This window comes from Flavobacteriales bacterium (assembly GCA_020635855.1).
Classification (GTDB): Bacteria; Bacteroidota; Bacteroidia; order JACJYZ01; family JACJYZ01; genus JACJYZ01.
Genome location: JACJYZ010000002.1, coordinates 1,511,470 through 1,531,515, shown reverse-complemented (window position 1 = coordinate 1,531,515; position 20,046 = coordinate 1,511,470). Strand labels below are relative to the sequence as shown.

15 protein-coding genes are annotated in these 20,046 nt (G+C 51.3%); 9 read left to right on the top strand and 6 right to left on the bottom strand.

Annotated features, from left to right (window positions below; all coding sequences use genetic code 11):
- Positions 1-103: 103 nt before the first annotated feature.
- The gene (gene sucD / locus H6585_06275; GenBank protein MCB9447934.1) at positions 104-985 is read right to left on the bottom strand and encodes a succinate--CoA ligase subunit alpha; all 882 of its coding nucleotides are present in this window, start codon (positions 983-985) and stop codon (positions 104-106) included.
- Positions 986-1,136: 151 nt separating this feature from the next.
- Here sucD and H6585_06270 point away from each other — a divergent pair, with 151 nt between their 5' ends.
- From H6585_06270 to kdsA, 5 genes are all read left to right on the top strand, one after another.
- Positions 1,137-2,234, top strand: coding sequence for a hypothetical protein (locus H6585_06270; GenBank protein MCB9447933.1), 1,098 nt, complete (start codon positions 1,137-1,139; stop codon positions 2,232-2,234).
- 5 nt (positions 2,235-2,239) lie between these two features.
- Positions 2,240-3,067, top strand: coding sequence for a cyclase family protein (locus tag H6585_06265; GenBank protein MCB9447932.1), 828 nt, complete (start codon positions 2,240-2,242; stop codon positions 3,065-3,067).
- Positions 3,068-3,142: 75 nt separating this feature from the next.
- Positions 3,143-5,215 carry a hypothetical protein gene (locus tag H6585_06260; protein MCB9447931.1) on the top strand — a complete coding sequence of 691 codons (2,073 nt, stop codon included), beginning with the start codon at positions 3,143-3,145 and terminating at the stop codon, positions 5,213-5,215.
- Positions 5,212-6,501, top strand: coding sequence for a hypothetical protein (locus H6585_06255; GenBank protein ID MCB9447930.1), 1,290 nt, complete (start codon positions 5,212-5,214; stop codon positions 6,499-6,501). The genes H6585_06260 and H6585_06255 overlap by 4 nt, the downstream gene beginning before the upstream one ends.
- Before the next feature lie 13 nt (positions 6,502-6,514).
- On the top strand, positions 6,515-7,327 hold the full coding sequence (gene kdsA, locus H6585_06250; GenBank protein ID MCB9447929.1) for a 3-deoxy-8-phosphooctulonate synthase: 813 nt from the start codon (positions 6,515-6,517) through the stop codon (positions 7,325-7,327).
- On the opposite strand, the gene H6585_06245 is transcribed toward kdsA, so the two are convergent.
- From H6585_06245 to H6585_06225, 5 genes are all read right to left on the bottom strand, one after another.
- On the bottom strand, positions 7,317-9,305 hold the full coding sequence (locus H6585_06245; GenBank protein MCB9447928.1) for a PD40 domain-containing protein: 1,989 nt from the start codon (positions 9,303-9,305) through the stop codon (positions 7,317-7,319). The genes kdsA and H6585_06245 overlap by 11 nt on opposite strands.
- A 66-nt stretch (positions 9,306-9,371) precedes the next feature.
- A complete protein-coding gene (gene folD / locus H6585_06240; GenBank protein MCB9447927.1) occupies positions 9,372-10,271 on the bottom strand; it encodes a bifunctional methylenetetrahydrofolate dehydrogenase/methenyltetrahydrofolate cyclohydrolase FolD in 900 nt (299 codons plus the stop codon).
- 59 nt (positions 10,272-10,330) lie between these two features.
- Positions 10,331-11,659, bottom strand: a complete 1,329-nt coding sequence (gene ffh, locus H6585_06235) for a signal recognition particle protein (GenBank protein ID MCB9447926.1) — start codon at positions 11,657-11,659, stop codon at positions 10,331-10,333.
- 48 nt (positions 11,660-11,707) lie between these two features.
- Entirely contained in the window at positions 11,708-13,480 is a 1,773-nt protein-coding gene (locus tag H6585_06230) for an arginine--tRNA ligase (GenBank protein ID MCB9447925.1), read from the bottom strand.
- Between the two features lie 2 nt (positions 13,481-13,482).
- Positions 13,483-14,436 carry an arginase gene (locus H6585_06225; protein ID MCB9447924.1) on the bottom strand — a complete coding sequence of 318 codons (954 nt, stop codon included), beginning with the start codon at positions 14,434-14,436 and terminating at the stop codon, positions 13,483-13,485.
- Positions 14,437-14,597: 161 nt separating this feature from the next.
- On the opposite strand from H6585_06225, the gene H6585_06220 reads away from it, so the two are divergent.
- The 4 genes from H6585_06220 (at position 14,598) to H6585_06205 (ending at position 20,046) form a co-directional block, all read left to right on the top strand.
- Entirely contained in the window at positions 14,598-15,989 is a 1,392-nt protein-coding gene (locus tag H6585_06220) for an arginine decarboxylase (protein ID MCB9447923.1), read from the top strand.
- 75 nt (positions 15,990-16,064) lie between these two features.
- The gene (locus H6585_06215; protein MCB9447922.1) at positions 16,065-16,793 is read left to right on the top strand and encodes a hypothetical protein; all 729 of its coding nucleotides are present in this window, start codon (positions 16,065-16,067) and stop codon (positions 16,791-16,793) included.
- Positions 16,794-16,896: 103 nt separating this feature from the next.
- On the top strand, positions 16,897-19,353 hold the full coding sequence (locus H6585_06210) for a DNA translocase FtsK 4TM domain-containing protein (GenBank protein MCB9447921.1): 2,457 nt from the start codon (positions 16,897-16,899) through the stop codon (positions 19,351-19,353).
- Positions 19,354-19,380: 27 nt separating this feature from the next.
- On the top strand, positions 19,381-20,046 hold the full coding sequence (locus H6585_06205; GenBank protein MCB9447920.1) for an outer membrane lipoprotein carrier protein LolA: 666 nt from the start codon (positions 19,381-19,383) through the stop codon (positions 20,044-20,046).

The following is a 20,046-nucleotide window of genomic DNA, read 5'->3' as shown; positions in this document are numbered from 1 at the left end:
GGAAGCACGGCCTTAACTACAAACTAGAAACCACAAACTCATAATTAAAAAAGGCTTCCGATTTCGGAAGCCTTTTTTAATTATGCTGATATACACCCGTCGTTTACGCGAGCGTCATCTCAAGTACTTTCTTCATTTGTGCACCGATCGTAGCAGGTGATTCAACCACGTGAATGCCGCATTCCGTCATGATACGCATTTTGGCAGCAGCGGTGTCGTCGGCTCCTCCGACAATGGCACCGGCGTGGCCCATGCGGCGTCCGGGAGGTGCTGTTTGTCCGGCGATGAAACCTACAACAGGCTTGGTGCCGTTTTCCTTCAACCAACGAGCGGCGTCAGCTTCCATGCTTCCGCCGATCTCACCGATCATAACCACACCGTCTGTATCCGGATCGTTCATGAACAGTTCAACAGCTTCCTTCGTGGATGTTCCGATGATGGGATCACCACCGATACCGATGGCTGTGCTGATACCCAGACCGGCCTTCACAATCTGATCAGCGGCCTCGTAGGTAAGTGTTCCTGATTTGGACACCACACCGATGCGACCCTTCTTGAACACAAAGCCCGGCATGATACCCACCTTGGCTTCTTCCGCAGTGATGATACCCGGACAGTTCGGACCGATCAACCGTGCATCGCGATCCATCAGGTAACGCTTCACCGCAATCATATCTTTGGTGGGAATACCCTCAGTGATACACACGATCACTTTGATACCGGCCTCAGCCGATTCAAGAATCGCATCCGCTGCAAACGGCGGAGGAACAAAGATGATGGATACATCTGCGCCGGTTTCATTCACAGCCTGTTCAACCGTATTGAAAACGGGCCTGTCCAGATGACGCTGACCGCCTTTACCAGGGGTCACGCCTCCTACAACCTGTGTTCCGTATTCAATCATTTGTCCTGCATGGAAAGTACCTTCACTGCCGGTGAATCCCTGCACGACTATTTTTGATTGTTTATTTACCAATACACTCATCGGTTCTGATTTTCAAGGATTGATTAAGGTCGGTAAAAATAGCCATTTTTCACTGGAAACCAAACGACTCAAAGCCGGCGACTCCGGCAGTCTTTGAATTTATATCGCTACCTGTATCTTTGCCATTCATCTTACCAGAGTCTCAATCATCATGTCGGAAATCAACCAGAAAAAGTTCGCTTCTGTTCACTACGCGCAGTACCTGCAGCTGGAGAACATCCTCCATGCGCAACACATGCGAAGCAGCGATGTGGGTCAGCCGGCCCACGACGAAATGCTGTTCATCATCATCCACCAGGTATATGAACTTTGGTTCAAACAGATCATCCACGAGACCGAATCGGTTTGCCTGTTGTTTCGTGAAAATCATGTAGATGAAAGAAACATCGGCATCGCTGTATCCCGCCTGGAACGGGTGATTGAGATCCAGAAGATCATGATTGACCAGATCCGCGTGCTGGAAACCATGACGCCGCTGGATTTTCTCGACTTCCGCAACTACCTCATTCCCGCATCCGGTTTCCAGAGCTTCCAGTTCAGGAAAGTGGAAGTGATGCTGGGATTGAAAAAAGAAGATCGCCTGACCTATAACCAAAAGGTATATAGCAGCGTGTTCTCCGAAAGTCAGCAAAAAGAACTGAAGGAACTGGAAGCATCTCCTTCCCTCGCCAACCTGGTGGAACAATGGCTGAACCGTACACCTTTCCTGGACATGGATGATTTCCCCTTCCTGGCCCGATACCGGGATGCCGTGAATCAAATGATCGAGAAAGAAGAAGCCGCCATCCGCGAAACCACATTCATCAGCGAAGAAGACAAAAACATTCGTCTACAAATGCTGGCCGGCACAGCACAGTACTTCAAGGATGCACTGGACGAGGAAAAAGGCAACCAGAAAAACGAAGGTCTATCCTACAAGGCTACACTTGCAGCCCTCCTGATTCACCTGTACCGCGACGAGCCGCTGCTTCGCATGCCACACACCATGCTGGTGCGCCTGCTCGACATCGATGAGCTGTTCACCACCTGGCGCTACCGCCATGCGCAAATGGTGCTGCGTATGCTGGGACGCAAAATGGGCACCGGCGGTTCCTCCGGGCACGACTACCTGAAAGCCACCACCGAACAACACCATGTATTCAAGGAATTGCACCAAATCTCCACCCTGTTGATTCCAAGATCGGAGTTGCCGGAACTACCGGAAGGACTGAAACGTTCGCTGGGCTTCTGTTATACCTACAACCATTGACGCCTATGTTGCTGGAAACCGAAGTCGACGGCATACGCTACAGGGTACATCACAACACGTATTTCCACCTGGCCATCCCGATGCAGTTCAACGGGCCGCAGCCGAACTCGTACGATGTTCCCGCCGCTACCGCGTCAACCTTTGAAACCGGTGACTTTGTGGGCGACACCCGCCGCGGAGGCAGCTGCAACTTCGAGAGCTATCAACTTATTCCGCATTGCAACGGCACCCACACGGAATGTGCAGGTCACCTGTCAGACGAACGCCTGTCGGTCCATGAACTGCTGAACGACATGTTAATTCCTGCCACACTGATCAGTGTTCATCCCGAAGAAGCCGGCACATGCAATGACACGTATGCTCCCGACAAGCAACCGGGCGACATGCTCATCACCAAGGCCAGCCTGGAGACCGCATTGGAACAAATACCGTCGGCATGGACCCAGGCCCTCATCATCCGGACCCTTCCCAATGATACCGGCAAGCAACGGAGACGGTACATGCAATCCCCACCCCCATTCTTCAGTTTGGAAGCAATGCAGTACATCCGGTCATCTGAAGTGAAGCACTTGCTGGTTGATTTTCCGTCACTGGACCGCACATTCGACGAGGGCCGTCTTTCCACCCACCGCATCTTTTGGGACATGAAAAACGAAGGGCATGACCGCCCACCCGAACACGCATTGACCCGAACCGTAACGGAAATGATTTACGCCGGAGACGAGATCCCCGACGGCAGGTACATCCTGAACCTGCAAACTGCCCCTTTTGTGGCAGATGCCGCACCCAGCAGGCCGGTTTTGTTCCCGGTCACGCTGGGGACGTTGAGGTGACTTGTGAAGATATCCGGGCATTTTGGTGCACGATTGCTTATATTGCCCTTTGTTTTGTGCAACTAACCCCGCCAGATGACATCTTTCCGTAATCCACTGATCGGCATTGCCTGTCTGAGCATCGTGCTCGGCGCATGCAAGAACGACCTCGACAAAGCCAGTTGGGATGTGGGCGTTCTCGCGCCGCTGGTAAAGACCAGCATCGGTATAGATGACCTAATCACCGACAGCCTGCTGCAAAAGACCCCCGACAACACCGTGAGCCTGGTCTACCAAACCGGTCTGTATGAGTTCACACTGGACCAGATGTACACCATGCCGGACACCACGTTTACCTATAACGTGCAGCTGCAGTACATTGAAATGGGAGATCGTTCAATCGTGTACCCCATCACACTCGGGCAAATCGCCAGGGAAACCGGAGGTGCAACCGGAGCATTCATCCTTGCTTCCCACGGAAATTCCGTACCGGTGCCCCCAATCAGCGGCATCAGTTCCAATAACATGCCCATTGATGCTAATGAGTTTTTTGAGTCGGTGACCCTGATCAGCGGCTGGATGGACATCGAACTGAAGAATGAGCTTCCCATCCCCATCACCAACCTGGTGTTCCAGTTAAAAAACCAGTCAAACGGAGTGGTGATTGTTCGCGATACCTTTCCATACATTCCGCCGAACACCACCGTCATCGATTCCGCTGACCTGTCGGGCCAGACCGTGTACGGCGATATGCTGGGGCAGATCCTGAACATGGAAAGTCCGGGATCAGGCGGCAACCCCGTACCCATTGATACCAACGATGCGCTGATCGCCACAATCACTGTCCGCGACCTCAACCCATACAGTGCCACAGCCGTTTTCCCCGATCAGGACATTGTCAATGAAACCCAGGAAATGCCGCTGAAAAATGCTGACAACCTGCAACTGAACTACATCATTATCCGAGACGGGTTTGTAAAGATTGATGTGGTGAGCACACTGCAGGATACCCTGCGTTTTGACTACAAGATCCCCAGCGCCACATTCCAGGGTGTGCCGTTTGAAGTAATTACGAAAGTCCCTCCTGCACCACCGGGCGGCACATCGGTCTTTTCCAAATTGTACGATTTCACGGGATACAAACTCGACCTGACAGGTATCAACGGAGATACCGTCAACACCTGGTACCAGTCACTCATTGGCAGAATCGACTCAACGGGAAACAGCACCACACTGGCACTTACCGACAGTTTCTATGTGAATGCCGGACTGGTGGATGTGGTTCCGGAATACGGATACGGATACCTTGGGCAGGATGTATATGACATCGGTCCTTCCGTAGTACCCGTAGAGTTGTTCAAAGGCATCACCGCCGGCAACATCGACCTGGAAAAAGTAAAGGTTACGATGGATGTGGTCAACAGCATAGGACTTGATGCAAACGTGGTACTGAAATCATTGATATCAAAAAACACAAGCACCGGAAACACGGTTCCATTATCCTCCTCTTTCCTGGATTCCACCGTAACCATCGCCGAGGCTACAGACAACCCGCTGACACCGGCTGTGGAAAACATCGAGATATCCGGTCTTGAACCACTGGTTGAGAACCTGCCTGATGAGATGGAGTACCAACTCAAACTACAACTCAACCCGAACACACCTCCCCCACCCATAGGCACAGGTACTGACTTCATTTACCACGATCACGGAATCCGGGCCGACCTGAACATTGAAATGCCCCTCAGCCTGGTGGCCAATCAACTCACACTGACCGACACCAGCGATTTTGATCTTGGCAACAACAACCCTTCCGAAGATCGCAAGATCAAAGACGGAACCTTTACGCTATTGGTAGATAACGGCTTCCCGTTTGATGCATTGATTACACTTGACATCACCGACGGCGCCGGCAATGTGTTGGATCAACTGATGATGGACCAGATGGTAGCTGCAGCACAACTCGATGCCGGTAACCGAGTCAGCCAGAAAAAACTAACGCAAATCAAGCTGCCGGTGAACGAAGCCCGCATGAACAAGCTATACAACGGCAACAAGATCGTAATCAAAGCCGCTTTTACAACCGCAGGGCAACCCGACTTCGTGAAGATTTACAGCAACTACACCATTGATTTCAAATTGGTGGGCGATTTCAACTACCGTTTATGATCCGAGGCATTCATTCACTATCCGGTCGCCGCCGGACATGCTCCATTTTAGTTCTGCTTGCAGCAACCCTGCTACCGGCGCGATCCAGCGCCCAGGCACCGGCACTTTTCCCCGAGCAGGGCGAAGGCCGCTCCTTGTTTGTGAACGGACGGGTAGATTACCAACTGGCATCCACAGGCATCACCTCCGGATTCACACGCAAACTGATGCGCGGTGAGTTCCTTGACTCCCTGACAAAACAAAAGGTACTTGACAGGCTGAAAGACAACAACCGTTTCGGTGGGCATTTCCAGGGCGGATTGCAACTGGGTATCAACGACAGCCTTTTTGGCAAGCCCGGACTGGCAGGGTTCATTGACATGAGAACACGAACCATCTTCAATGCAGGCTTCACCAAAGGCCTCTTCCAAACCGTGTTCTTCGGTAACCGCGATGAAGCCGGCCAGCATGTCGACTTCCACCCGTTTAACATGCAATACCTTACCTTTCAACAGGTGCGACTGGGCATCATCCATTCGTCGGATAAATTCCGTTGGGGCATCGCCTTATCCTTACTGAAAGGCCAAAGAAACATGCAGATAGAAACCACACGTGGCGATTTCTATACCTATCCGGACGGCAGCCAGATTGACCTGGACATAGCCGCCACCATGCAGGAATCTGATACCGGATATGTAGACATGATGACCGTTGCAGGCGTGGGCGGATCAGCCGACCTGTTCCTGGAGCTACGCCCTTCCGAAAAAAGTTTGTGGCGGCTGGAAATCGGAGACCTGGGCGCCATCCGCTGGGTAGGTGGCCAGGCGGGGACCTATGACATCGACACCACCTACCAATGGGAAGGATGGGAAATTGATGACATTTTCTCGCTGAAAGACTCCATCTTCGGAGACGCCTCCAACACCGACAGCATCATCAACTCTGCTTTACCTAATAAGACAAAGGAAGCCTACATATCCAGACTCCCGGCCAGCTTCCACCTGATGTACCGGCATTCGCTGGCCGACAGCAACACGGTAATCCAGGCCGGTGCCCACTACCTGCTTCAAGCCAACTATGCACCCTATGTGTATGCACGGGCAACCTACAAGATCGATGAATACTTTACCGCAGGCGGTGAATTGGCGTATGGCGGGTATGCCGGATTGCAGGTCGGACTTGAATTCGCGCTTGAAATGGGTGCCGGGTGGAAAGCCGTGCTGGGCAGTCATAACTTCACCGGACACCTGTTCCCCGATGGCGCCAACGGCCAGGGTATCTACTTTGCGCTGAATAAGGTATTTTAGCGGCGCAATGAACATGCAGATCCAATCCATTCCCCATATCCGACACGCAGATAGCGGTGCTTTCCTGCTGATGGCGGGCCCTTGCGTTGTTGAAAGCGAAGCCCTGTGTATGCAGGTGGCCGAACATCTTGCCAACCTATGCGACCGGTTGAAGATCCCTTATATTTTCAAAGCCTCCTACCGAAAAGCCAATCGCTCCCGCATCGACTCCTTCACCGGAATCGGTGATGAAGAAGCATTGAATATTCTGGCCAAGGTGCGGGAAACCTTTGACGTGCCGGTGGTCACCGACATTCATACGGATGAGGATGCGGCCATGGCGGCACCCTACTGTGACGTGCTGCAGATTCCTGCGTTTCTCTGCCGGCAAACATCCCTGTTGCTGGCGGCGGCCCAAACCGGAAAAGTGGTAAACATCAAAAAAGGACAATTCCTTTCTCCGGGCGCGATGAAGTTCGCAGTGCAGAAAGTGATTGATTCCGGCAACCCGAATGTGTTGGTAACCGAAAGAGGCACAACCTTCGGATATACTGACCTGGTGGTAGACTTCCGAGGCATCCCGGTGATGCAGGCTTTTGCACCGGTTATACTGGACGTAACGCATTCGCTGCAGCAACCCAACCAGGAACAGGGTGTAACGGGCGGACTTCCGCACCTGATCGAAACCATTGCAAGCGCAGGCATCGCAGCTGGTGCAGACGGCCTCTTCATGGAAACACATCCGGATCCGTCCAAAGCCCTGTCAGACGGTGCCAACATGCTCGCCATGGACCGGATGGAAAAACTGCTTGAAAAACTACTGAAGATCAGGAAAGCTATTTTGTGATCACCGTGAACTCGGTGCGGCGGTTTTGCGCCCTACCCTCTTCCGTATTGTTGGTCGCGATGGGCTTTGTATCACCATAACCTTTATGTGACAGACGTTGCCGGTCGATGCCGTTTTGCACCAGGAAATCTTCCACGGCTTTGGCACGGTTTTCAGATAACAACTGGTTGTCGGATTTTTGTCCGACATTATCTGTATGCCCGCCGATCTCAATCGTCATGGTGGGTTGCTTCTGTAGCAAATCAACCAGTCTCATGAGTTCGGCTTTCGACTCTTCCCTAAGTGAGTACAAACCGGATTCGAAGAACACATTCTTGAGTACAACCGTACCTCCTACCACGATGGGCTGGAGTGGCACATTCATCTGAAAAGGTTTGTCGCTGGGCTTGTCTTTCAGACTAAAGTTTTCCGAGTAGAACAGGAATCCGTCTTTGCTCACATTGAGTGCATAGTTACCATCTGTAGGCAGGCTCACGAGAAATTCACCGTCATCCTTCTGAGACCATGACTCCACTACCTGGTCCCCCTTGTCGAGATCAATCAGGATGAATTTGGCCTCCAGGGGGTCCTTGCTGGTGGCATTGAAAACTTTTCCTTTCACGTAGGTGACCTTCTCCGGGCGTACCCCTTCATACAGTGGGAACCAGTACAAGTCAATGCGACCTTCACCTTCATTGGGTCTTTCGGAAGCGAAGTAGGCGATGGTGCCTTCGGGGTTCACGATGAGGCTGGTTTCATCGGCGAATGTATTGATGGGGTATCCCAGGTTCACGGGCGTAGACCATTCGCCGTTGGCATCTTTGCGGGTGATGAAGATGTCGCGTCCTCCCATGCCGGGATGGCCGTCGGACACAAAGTACATGGTTTTTCCATCCGGGTGCAGGAAAGGAAACATCTCATTCATCTCGGTATTGATGGTGGGTCCCATGTTGTAGGGGCCGGTCCATTTGCCATTATCGTCCAGCGTGCAATACCAGATATCGGAAGTTCCTTTGCCGGTTCCGCCATCCATCGTGCTGGTATAGTAGAGGGTTTTACCGTCGGATGCAAAGCACGGATGCGACTCCCAAAACGGTGTATTGATGGTCGGCCCCATGTTCACGGGTTTACCCCAATGGTTTCCCTCGCGCTTGGCACCGTAAATATCACATCGCCCGAGACCATCACGTCTTTCGCAGGCTGTATAGAACAGGTATTGGCCATCGCTGGAGATACACTGTGCACCCTCATTCCCATCTGTGTTGATCGGAGGTCCTACATTCCGGCGCGGCGACCACTGACCATCTTTCCAGATGCTTTCGTAAAAATCTTCTTGCACACGCTCCCTGACCAGCTTTCCGAATTCATCATAGACCGAAGAATACAACCTCACGGTAAAAATGAACTTCTGCCCGTCCACAGTAATGGTTGGAGAATATTCGTCGTCTTTGGAATTGATATTGGGCCCCATGTTCTTGGGTTCGAAGGGCACCGGGTTTTTGATGGCATTCTCAGCAAACGCACAGGATGCAAGCAAGCGTTTGGCCACAGCGATATCGGGGGGCCGTTGCTTTTCATACGAGAGGAATTTTTCGAGATGTTTTTTTGCGCCTGAATAGTTGCCGTCAGCCATTTCAACCTTTCCGTAACTGAGGTAGATATCTGGGTAAAAGTCGGGATTGATTTTCTCAACGTGGGCGTAAGCATTGCACGACTCTTTCCACTGGCGGGTTTCCCCGTATACATCCCCCAAGAGGGCCCAGGCTTCAATGAAGGTGGAATCTGTTTTGAGTGCGCCTGATATTTCAGTGATTGCCTTCTCTGCCATCTCCCTTTTCAGTGTACGTCTCCATTGGTCGTAGTAGACAGTTCCACCTTCGAATTGCTGAATGGCCCTTTTGTTCTTAATGCTGTAGGTTTGGTCGCGCATGCCCTGACCAAACACCCCGCAAGTGCCGAAAAGGATCAATAAAATCAATATATGAAGTAGTCGCTTCATCCCCACTTGATTCAAACGTTAGCGGAAATTTAATTATTGGTCTTAAACAAATATACTGATTGCCTGCTATCGGCCATAAATCAACTTTTGTGCCGCAAGCAGTGTGTTCTGAAGAAGGGATGCGATGGTCATGGGACCTACGCCCCCTGGAACGGGAGAAATAAAAGCACATTTGGGGGCAACTTCGTCAAAGGCCACATCTCCCCGGATCACATAACCTTTGGGTGAATTTGCGTCCGGCACCCGGGTGATTCCCACATCAATTACAACTGCTCCTTCTTTCACCATGTCGGCTGTGAGGAAACCCGGCTTGCCCAGTGCAGCCACAATGATATCGGCCTGGCGGCAAAGTTCCGGCAAGTTTTGGGTACGACTGTGACACAGGGTCACCGTACAATTTCCATGGGCGGCATTCTGTGATAATAAGATGCTCATGGGTCGTCCCACGATGTGGCTGCGGCCGATCACCACGGCATGTTTGCCTGATGTTTCGATGCCGTAGCGTTTGATGAGTTGCATGATACCGTTGGGCGTTGCCGACACATAGCATGGAAGTCCGAGCACCAACCGACCCAGGTTCATGGGATGAAAGCCATCCACATCTTTGGAAGGCAGGATGGCCTCGGTCACCTTTTGTTCGTTGATATGTTTGGGAAGGGGCAATTGCACAATGAACCCGTCAATGTCAGGATCGTTGTTCAGTTTGTGTACCTCAGCAAGAAGCGCCTCTTCGGTAACAGTATCATCCAGGCGTATCAGGGTGGAATTGAAGCCCACCTTCTGACATGCCTTCACTTTGCCCGCCACATATGTTTCGCTCGCACCGTCGTGGCCCACCAGGATGGCGGCCAGGTGCGGTATCTTTCCGCCTTCCTGCTTGATCCTGGCAACCGCCTCAGCCAGTTCTTCACGTACGGCGGCCGCAGTTACTTTCCCGTCTATCATTTGTGTTGAGGCTTCTCGCATGGTGTGCATGGTGGTTTGCATATCGTTTGTTTTGCTGTGTGAAGCCCCCGTCATGAAAATTAACGTTTGGGCATACGGGCCATCATCCGGGCCATTTGCGACTTGTTGGACATCATCTTCATGACCTTGCGCATTTCGGTGAACTGTTTCAGCAACCGGTTCACTTCCTGAATGCTCGTTCCGCTGCCCTTGGCCACGCGGTCACGGCGGCTTCCGTTCAGGATCGAAGGATCTTTCCGCTCACGGGGCGTCATGGATTGGATAATGGCTTCCACGCTTTTGAAGGCATCGTCATCAATATCGAGGTCTTTCACAGCTTTGCCCACGCCTGGAATCATCCCCATGAGGTCTTTCACGTTCCCCATCTTCTTCACCTGTTGAATCTGGTCGAGAAAATCGTTCAGGTCGAACTGATCCTTGGCGATCTTCTTCTGCAGCTTCTTGGCTTCCGCTTCATCGAACTGCTCCTGGGCTTTCTCGACGAGGGACACGATGTCGCCCATGCCGAGGATGCGGTCGGCCATCCTTGAGGGATAGAACACGTCCATTGCATCCATCTTCTCACCGGTGCTAACGAACTTAATGGGTTTGCGAACCACGTAGCGGATAGACAGGGCGGCGCCACCACGGGTATCACCGTCGAGCTTGGTCAGCACCACACCGTTGAAATCGAGGCGGTCGTTGAAAGCCTTAGCTGTATTGACGGCATCCTGACCGGTCATGGAATCCACCACGAAGAGGATCTCAGACGGCTTGATCGCATCCTTCACGGCAGCGATCTCCTTCATCATTTCTTCATCGATGGCAAGGCGGCCGGCAGTATCCACGATTACCACATTGCAGCCTTTGGATTTGGCATGTGTGATGGCATTCCGTGCGATCTTAACTGCATCCTGGTTGCCTTCTTCCGTGTACACTTCCACACCTACCTGCTCACCGAGTACCTGCAACTGGTTGATGGCCGCCGGGCGATAGATGTCACAAGCAGCCAGCAAAGGCATTTTTCCTTTTTTGGTTTTCAGGTAACGTGCCAGCTTGGCGGAGAAAGTGGTTTTACCGGACCCCTGGAGTCCTGCAATCAGGATTACCGCAGGGCTGCCCTGAAGGTTGATGTCGGTCTGGTCACCCCCCATCAGGTCGGCCAATTCATCATGGGTGATTTTCACCAACAGCTGGCCCGGAGAAACAGAAGTCAATACCTGTTGTCCGATCGCTTTCTCCTTGACCGTTTCCGAAAATTCCTTGGCTATTTTAAAGTTGACATCGGCATCCAGCAACGCCCGCCTCACTTCTTTCAGGGTTTCAGCCACATTGATGTCGGTGACCTGCCCCTGTCCTTTCAGCAGCTTGAACGCTTTTTCTAATTTATCCGATAAATTTTCAAACATCTTGATTTCGAATTACTCCACAAATATAATCATACGAGCGGCTCGTCCCTACATTCTTTCGGGCACATGGATACCCAGCAAGCCCATGGCATCCCTGATGGTTCGTTGCACCACAGCCGACAACGCCAGTCGCCATGCTGCCACGGAAGGATCTTCAGCTTTAATGACCGGGCAATCGTGATAGAACTGGTTATACTCCTTGGCAAGCTCGTAGCTGTAATTGGCCATCAGGGCTGGGCTCAGCTGTGCGCCGGCATCCTGAAGCACCTCGGGGAAACGCAACAACACCTTGATCAATCCGCGCTCGCCCGGATGCAGAGAGGGGGCCGGATCGCTGCTCCCCCAAGATTTCATACCCAACTCCTCTGCTTTTCGCAACACCGATGAAATGCGTGCGTGGGTGTATTGGATGAAAGGTCCGGTATTGCCGTTAATCTCGATCGACTCCTCGGGATTGAACAACATTCGCTTGCGGGGATCCACCTTCAGGATGAAATATTTCAACGCACCCAGGCCGATGGTTTCATACAAAGTTTCCGCTTCAGAGGCGTCCAGGCCTTCCAATTTCCCCAACTCCTCTGTTTTTACACGTGCCGCATCCACCACCTCACTCATCAGGTCATCGGCATCCACCACGGTACCTTCCCGCGACTTCATTTTACCTGAGGGCAGGTCTACCATACCATATGAGAGGTGATGGATGTGATCGGCCCATTGATACCCCATGCGTTTCAGGATCAACGCAAGGGCTTTGAAGTGGTAGTCCTGCTCGTTGCCCACCACATAGATGTGACGGTCGAGGTGATGGCTCTCAAAACGCTGAATAGCAGTACCTATATCCTGGGTCATGTAAACCGAAGTTCCATCCGAACGGAGGAGCAGTTTCTGATCCAGGCCATCCTGTTCCAGGTCGATCCATACCGACCCATCCTCCTTGCGATAGAGCACGCCTTTTTGCAGGGCTTCTTCAACCTTTGCTTTACCCAACAGGTAGGTTTTTGACTCGTAGTACGTTTCATTGAAATCAACCCCCAGGCGTCGGTACGTACTTTCAAAACCTGCATACACCCATGCATTCATCGTTTCCCAAAGCTTTCTCACCTCAGGCACGTCAGCTTCCCAATCGCGCAACATGTCACGCGCCTCCTCCATCAAAGGCGCTTCATTCTCCGCCGTTTCTTTATCCATGCCGGACTCCATCCGCTCCCTGATTTGTTCTTTGAGTTTCTGGTCAAACAGCACGTAGTACTTTCCCACCAATGCATCTCCTTTCATGTGCGAGGATGCGGGTGTTTCACTGTTGCCCCATTTTTGCCAGGCCAGCATCGACTTGCAGATATGAATGCCACGGTCGTTGACCAGGTTCACTTTGGTCACCTGGTGGCCGCATGCTTTGAGGATCTCAGCCACGGACCATCCGAGGAGGTTGTTGCGGATGTGCCCAAGGTGTAAGGGCTTATTGGTATTGGGAGATGAATATTCCACCATCATGTGCAGTCCGGAAGATGCAGGGCGCCACCAATCTTCGCTTTGCAATTTTTGCATGGCATCGGACCAATGTTGATCCGCCAGCACCAGGTTCAGGAACCCTTTGACCACATTGAACCGCTCCACCTCCGGTGCTTGTTCCAGTAAGAACTGCCCCACATCGGCTGCGGTATCTTCGGGTTTCTTTCCTGAGAACTTCAGCAGTGGAAAAACCACGAGGGTAACATCCCCTTCGAATTCGGAGCGGGTGGGTTGCAATTGAACGGATGCGGAAGGGATCTCCTTTCCATAGCATGAGGCAAAAGCCTCGGTGATCTTATTTATCAGGGTCATATTCAGGCGTGGGTAAGGCTTTCCATTCCGGCTTTGAGTACATCGAGAGCGGCACGTGCCATTTGATCACCTGCTTCCAGGGTCGGGTTGATCTCGGTGATTTCGAAGCAGCATATCGAAGGGGATGCAAGCAGTGTGCGGACCAACTCACGGGCTTCTTCCAGAAAAAATCCGTTTTCCACCGGTGTACCGGTTGCGCTGGATACGGAAGGATCCATGCAATCCACATCAAACGAAACAAATATCCGGGTACAGTGTGCCAATTGCTTCAGCACTTCCTCAGCGATTTCGGGTACACCTTTGGAGCGAACTTCATTCACCGTATAATTGCGGATTCTGTGCTGTTTGATGAGCACATCTTCTGCTTTTTCGGTACTCCTCACACCGATGAAGCACAAGTCGTCTCCCAGGATCTTGGGGGCAACAGACGCCATGTTCTTCATGGCATTCCATTGCTGTATAGTATGTTCATCCGGCTGACGGATGGCGCAGGCGAGGTTGTCTTCACCCAGGGAAGCAGCCAACGGCATTCCGTGCAGGTTGCCGGAAGGTGTGGTATAGGGCGAATGCATATCGGCATGGGCATCGATCCAGATCACACCGAGCCGCTCCCCGGGATGAGCAGCTTTCAATCCGGCAATAACACCGGCAGCGCTGCTATGATCTCCGCTGATCACAATGGGCAACTGCCCGGTGTGAAGCAGACCGGTTATTTGCTCGGCCACCTTTCGCTGGTAGCCAAGCAACACATCGATGTGTTTGGAAAATGGCGTTTGATCCGGCGGAGGATCGTCGGATGCTATCAATGGAATCTCAACCTGGGGCAAGGCAAGGACCGTGTTCACATGACTGCTTCTTGCGGCCTCCAGAAGGGCTGCAGCACCTTGTGCTGCTCCTTTCTTTCCGGCACCCAAGTCAGCCTGGACACGAACCAATGTCAAACCTGTGTCCGTCATTACATTATTTTTTTTCGATTGCAATTGTACCAAATTTTTACCTTTACCGCCCTTGATATGAAAGGAAGTCATAAACATAAAACCTCAAAGCAACTGTTCGGCCTATGCAAACCATGCGGCAGGCAGTTGCAAAGAACTGAAAAAATCTCAGCAAGCTGGCCATGAAGAACCGTTATCTGGACCTGATCGAGCAGACCTTCGAATTTCCACAGGAAGAGTTCAGGGTAGAAAATGATGAATTGCTGTTTAACGGCATCCGATTAATGGACATCATTAAGGAGTACGGAACACCACTTAAGATTACCTATCTACCAAAGATCGGATCCCAGATCAGCAAAGCCAGGGGGTATTTCCAACAAGCCTTTCAAAAAACGGGTTACAAAGGTAACTATACGTATACATATTGCACCAAGAGTTCGCATTTTTCCTTTATCATAGAGGAGGCGCTAAAACACGGTGTTCACCTCGAAACTTCATCCGCTTACGACATCCAGATCATCCGGAAGCTCGCCGAACGCGGTGCCATCAGCAAAGACACATTCATCAATTGTAACGGTTACAAGCGTGACCTCTATAAGCAATGGATATGTGAACTGATCAATGAAGGATTTCAGAATGTGGTGCCTTCACTCGACAACATGAGTGAACTGAAATATTACCAGGAAAACATCACAGGCAAGTGCAAGTTGGGCATCCGGATCGCATGCGAAGAAGAGCCGACATTTGCGTTCTATACATCACGGTTGGGCATCCGGTACACGGACATCATTAACTTTTACCAGAGCAACATAGCGGGCGACAGCAGATTTGAGTTGAAGATGCTCAACTTCCATATCAACACCGGCATCAAGGACAACAGTTACTACTGGAATGAACTCCGGAAGTGCATCAATGTCTACTGCGACCTGAGGAAGATCTGTCCGTCCCTTGATTCCCTGAGCATCGGCGGAGGTTTCCCGATTAAAACATCCCTCAATTTCGAATACGATTACGCTTACATGGCCGAGGAAATCGTCACGCAGATCAAACAACGTTGTGATGAACTGAACATTGACGTACCCAATTTGTACTCCGAATTTGGGTCTTTCACTGTAGGTGAATCCGGAGCGGCGATTTACGCTGTGCTGGATCAAAAGCAACAGAACGACCGGGAGATGTGGTACATGATTGACAGTTCACTGATCACCACCCTGCCAGACACCTGGGGTATCAACCAGCGGTTTATTTTACTGCCCGTCAACCAGTGGGGCAATGAATACAGGAGTGTAAACATAGGTGGACTCACGTGCGATAGCCTTGATTACTACGACTCCGAATCGCACAACAACCAGGTGTTCATGCCCAAAACCGGTGAAGGTGAAACCCTTTATATCGGCTTTTTCCATACCGGGGCTTACCAGGAATCGCTGGGTGGCTATGGTGGAATCCAGCATTGCCTGATCCCTGCCCCTCAGCACGTAGTGATCCGTAAAGATGAAAACGGCAAAATCACAACCGAAAGATTCTCCAAGGAACAACAGCCCGAAACCATGTTGCATCATTTGGGGTATTAAGGTATATTCCAAATGCTTATATTGCGGCATTGGAATATAGAATCCAGGTGTTAAACACAAAGTGCATTCCCCTTCATGCTGTCCGATAAGTGCCGTAACATTTTGCTTAACCCTTTCCGACTGCTGTTTTTTGCAGCATTGCTGATTTCCCAGGGATGTGGCAACAAGGGCACTTCCGAAAGCGGGCTAACCGAAGGAGTCGTGGAGTATGAGATCAGCTACCCGAATCTCAGCAAAGACCACCCCTTGAGCAACCTGCTGCCCACTTCTCTCAAGGTATATTTCAAAGACAATAAGACATCCACGGAAATGAAGTCGATGGGCATCATGCGCACATCTTTCATAGGCATTCCTGAGGATGATGAAATGTACGTGCTGTTCAGGATGTTTGAAGACCGGTTGTCCAGCACACTAAGTGGCAGCGATATCAGGATGCTTCACCAACACATGGGTGAAATCCAGATATCCATGGAGAATGACACCAAGACGATCGCCGGGTACAAATGCAAGCGTGCAACCGCGCGTTTCCAGAATGGGTCCATGGATGATGCCGCCCTATACTACACCAACGAGATCAATGTGGACAATGCCAGTTGGACCTTGCCCTACCCTACAATTCCAGGATTTCTGATGGAATATGACATGCTGCAGAATGACATCCTGATGCACTTCGAGGCGAAAAAAGTCCTGAAAACATCCGTACCCGACGATGTTTTTGAAATACCTGACGATTACAAAATGGTGCCACTGGACGTGATCCAGAAAAAGATGGCTGACCTTTCGGAAGCTTTTCAGAACTTCTGACACAATCTTCATCCACCTCTACATGTTGATAAATTAAGCATCTCCGGTTCCGGCCGGGGATAAAAATCCCCTAATTTTCAGGTTTATTTGAGCTGCATAGATAATGGCCAAAGGAAACCGGTTCAAGGACAAAGATCAGAAGAAGGAGCGCAAACCCGGACGCATCCGTCGTGCCGTCCAAGGCTTCAGGCGATTCACCGTAGATGAAAGGGTACGAAAAATCTTCGGCCTCACCTGCCTGCTTACCTCCGTGATTCTCCTGATTTCCATGTCGAGCTTTTTGTTTACCTGGGAAAACGACCAGGACAAGATATCCTCATCATGGAGCGACCTGTTGTCCAGTAGGGATGCACAGATTGATAACAACGGAGGCTCCCTGGGCGCGCTGCTTTCCCATATCCTGATACATCAATGGTTCGGCATTGCATCGTTCGGTTTCATTTTCCTGTTCCTGCTGATGGGGCTTCGCTCTTTATTCAAGGTACAGTTCCTTCCCTTCAAAAAAACCTTCACCTACACCTTGTTCTTCATGATTTGGTGTTCGGTTTTCTTCGGCGCTATTTTCCAAACCCGTTACCTGTTCATGGGAGGCGGCTTCGGGTACTTCATCGCCGGGTGGCTGCAAAGCTTTATAGGCGTGTTTGGAAGTTACCTGGCCCTTGCATTCATCATGCTGACCTTCCTGGTAGCCGCATTTAATATCTCCCTGAAATTACCTGCGCTTCCCTCCGGTAAGAAACCGGAAGAGCCGGAATCAGAAGAGGAAGAACCGGAAGATATACCTGATGCGCTTAATACCGTTAAGGCCGCTCCTGCTGAACCGGAAGAAGAATCACCCCTGCCCGAAGAAGAACCACCGGCCGAACCGGAAGAGCTGGACCTTGCGCCGGTGATGCCCGAAGAACCGGAAGAACCCGAACCTACCGGTGATGACGGAATTGATTTCTCCATAGAAGAACAACCCGCTGGTGAAACCGAGCAAGAAGCACCGGAAGCCGACACCACCGAAGGACCTCCCATGGCTGAGTACGATCCAACACTGGAACTCTCCAGCTATAAGTTCCCCCCTGCAGATTTGCTGGAAGAACACGGCGAAGGTGTGATCCAGGTAAACAAAGACGAACTGGAAGCAAACAAAAACCGGATCGTTGATACACTCGGGAACTACAACATCAAAATAGCGAAGATCAAAGCCACGATAGGCCCCACGGTTACGCTTTACGAAATCATCCCGGAAGCCGGCGTACGCATTTCCAAGATCAAGAACCTCGAAGATGACATCGCTTTGAGCCTTTCGGCACTGGGTATCCGTATCATCGCCCCCATACCCGGTCGCGGTACCATCGGAATCGAAGTGCCCAACCAAAATCCGCAGATCGTTTCCATGCGGTCCCTGATTGAATCGGAGAAGTTCCAGCATACCAAGATGGATCTTCCCATGGTATTGGGACGTACCATTTCCAACGAAATCTACATCGCCGATCTGACCAAAATGCCGCACGTGCTTGTGGCAGGTGCAACCGGGCAGGGTAAGTCGGTCGGACTAAACGCCATGCTCGTGTCCCTGCTTTACAAGAAGCATCCCTCCCAGGTAAAGTTCGTATTGGTGGATCCCAAAAAGGTGGAATTGACATTGTTCCGCCACATCGAACGCCATTTCCTGGCCAAACTTCCGGATGCGGAAGAGCCGATCATCACAGACACCAACAAGGTGATCAACACGGTTAAGTCGCTCACCATTGAAATGGACCAGCGGTATGACTTGCTCAAAAATGCGGGCGCCAGAACCATCAAGGAATACAACGCCAAGTTTGTTGCCCGGAAACTGAATCCCAATGAAGGTCACCGCTACCTCCCCTACATCGTACTGGTTATTGATGAATTCGCCGACCTGATTATGACAGCGGGCAAGGAAATCGAAACGCCCATCGCACGCCTGGCACAGCTCGCCCGTGCCATTGGCATTCACCTGATCATTGCCACACAACGCCCATCGGTGAACATCATCACTGGCACCATCAAAGCCAACTTTCCCTCACGCATCGCATTCCGTGTAACATCCAAGGTTGATTCCAGAACCATCCTGGATGCAGGAGGCGCCGACCAGCTCATCGGAAGAGGTGATCTGCTGCTATCTACCGGCAGCGAAGTGATACGTATCCAATGTGCCTTCCTGGATACACCGGAAGTGGAAAGGGTAACCGAATTCATAGGAAACCAACGCGGATATGCAGATGCACACCTGCTACCGGAATTCGTTGACGAAACAGCTGAGGGTTCAGGGACCCTCAATCCGGATGACCGCGATTCAATGTTCGAGGATGCCGCCCGCATCGTGGTGGTTCACCAGCAAGGCAGCGCTTCGTTGCTCCAAAGACGACTGAAACTGGGATACAACCGCGCCGGCCGGATCATCGACCAATTGGAGGCTGCAGGCATCATTGGCCCCTTCGAGGGTAGCAAAGCCCGCCAGGTATTGATACCGGATGAAATGGCTTTGGAACAGTTTTTGAATTCACAGAGATCAAACGACGAGGGGAATGAGGCTCCCCTATCATAGGAAGCCTCCCTCGCAAATCAGATTATCATGAACAACAAGATCATCACACTCAGTGCCACCGCTATTCTCACAGGACTGTTTTCCCTTGCTCAAGCACAGGACGACGGCGACGTACGGGACCCAAAAGCAAAAAAGATCCTCGACGAAGTGAGCGCGCAAACCAGCGCCTATACAGACATCAGCGCACACTTCACCTACACACTCGAGAACAAGGAAAGCGACATACATGACTCCCAGGACGGGGAGATCATCATCAAAGGCAGCAAATACAACCTGAAAATCGCCGGCCGTGAAATTATTTTTGATGGAAAGCATATGTGGACCATCATGCCCACCGATGAAGAAGTGACAAAAAGCCTGCCCGATAAGGACGCATTCAGTCCGGCAGACATGTTCAAGACGTATGAAGAAGGATGGAAGTTCCGCTACATCAAAAAAGCGAAGGAAGGCAATGTGGATGTAGACCTCATCGACCTGGTACCGAAGAACGGCGACAAAAGTTTCTCAAGGGTACGACTCAGCATTGACGGTGCGAAGAAACGTGTCGTGAAAGCCTATTTCTTCGGAAAAGACGGTAGTTCATACATCTATGAACTGAAAGACATGAAGTCGAATCAGAACGTACCCGACAGCAAGTTCATGTTCGATCCCAAAGCCCATCCGGATTACGATGTTACCGACCTGACCGAATAG

What these genes read in the sequence shown, in the direction of transcription:
- sucD (MCB9447934.1), bottom strand. Translation starts at nt 985, where the DNA reads ATGAGTGTATTGGTAAATAAACAATCAAAAATAGTCGTGCAGGGATTC.
- H6585_06270 (MCB9447933.1), top strand. Translation starts at nt 1,137, where the DNA reads ATGTCGGAAATCAACCAGAAAAAGTTCGCTTCTGTTCACTACGCGCAG.
- H6585_06265 (MCB9447932.1), top strand. Translation starts at nt 2,240, where the DNA reads ATGTTGCTGGAAACCGAAGTCGACGGCATACGCTACAGGGTACATCAC.
- H6585_06260 (MCB9447931.1), top strand. Translation starts at nt 3,143, where the DNA reads ATGACATCTTTCCGTAATCCACTGATCGGCATTGCCTGTCTGAGCATC.
- H6585_06255 (MCB9447930.1), top strand. Translation starts at nt 5,212, where the DNA reads ATGATCCGAGGCATTCATTCACTATCCGGTCGCCGCCGGACATGCTCC.
- kdsA (MCB9447929.1), top strand. Translation starts at nt 6,515, where the DNA reads ATGCAGATCCAATCCATTCCCCATATCCGACACGCAGATAGCGGTGCT.
- H6585_06245 (MCB9447928.1), bottom strand. Translation starts at nt 9,305, where the DNA reads ATGAAGCGACTACTTCATATATTGATTTTATTGATCCTTTTCGGCACT.
- folD (MCB9447927.1), bottom strand. Translation starts at nt 10,271, where the DNA reads ATGCGAGAAGCCTCAACACAAATGATAGACGGGAAAGTAACTGCGGCC.
- ffh (MCB9447926.1), bottom strand. Translation starts at nt 11,659, where the DNA reads ATGTTTGAAAATTTATCGGATAAATTAGAAAAAGCGTTCAAGCTGCTG.
- H6585_06230 (MCB9447925.1), bottom strand. Translation starts at nt 13,480, where the DNA reads ATGACCCTGATAAATAAGATCACCGAGGCTTTTGCCTCATGCTATGGA.
- H6585_06225 (MCB9447924.1), bottom strand. Translation starts at nt 14,436, where the DNA reads ATGACGGACACAGGTTTGACATTGGTTCGTGTCCAGGCTGACTTGGGT.
- H6585_06220 (MCB9447923.1), top strand. Translation starts at nt 14,598, where the DNA reads ATGAAGAACCGTTATCTGGACCTGATCGAGCAGACCTTCGAATTTCCA.
- H6585_06215 (MCB9447922.1), top strand. Translation starts at nt 16,065, where the DNA reads ATGCTGTCCGATAAGTGCCGTAACATTTTGCTTAACCCTTTCCGACTG.
- H6585_06210 (MCB9447921.1), top strand. Translation starts at nt 16,897, where the DNA reads ATGGCCAAAGGAAACCGGTTCAAGGACAAAGATCAGAAGAAGGAGCGC.
- H6585_06205 (MCB9447920.1), top strand. Translation starts at nt 19,381, where the DNA reads ATGAACAACAAGATCATCACACTCAGTGCCACCGCTATTCTCACAGGA.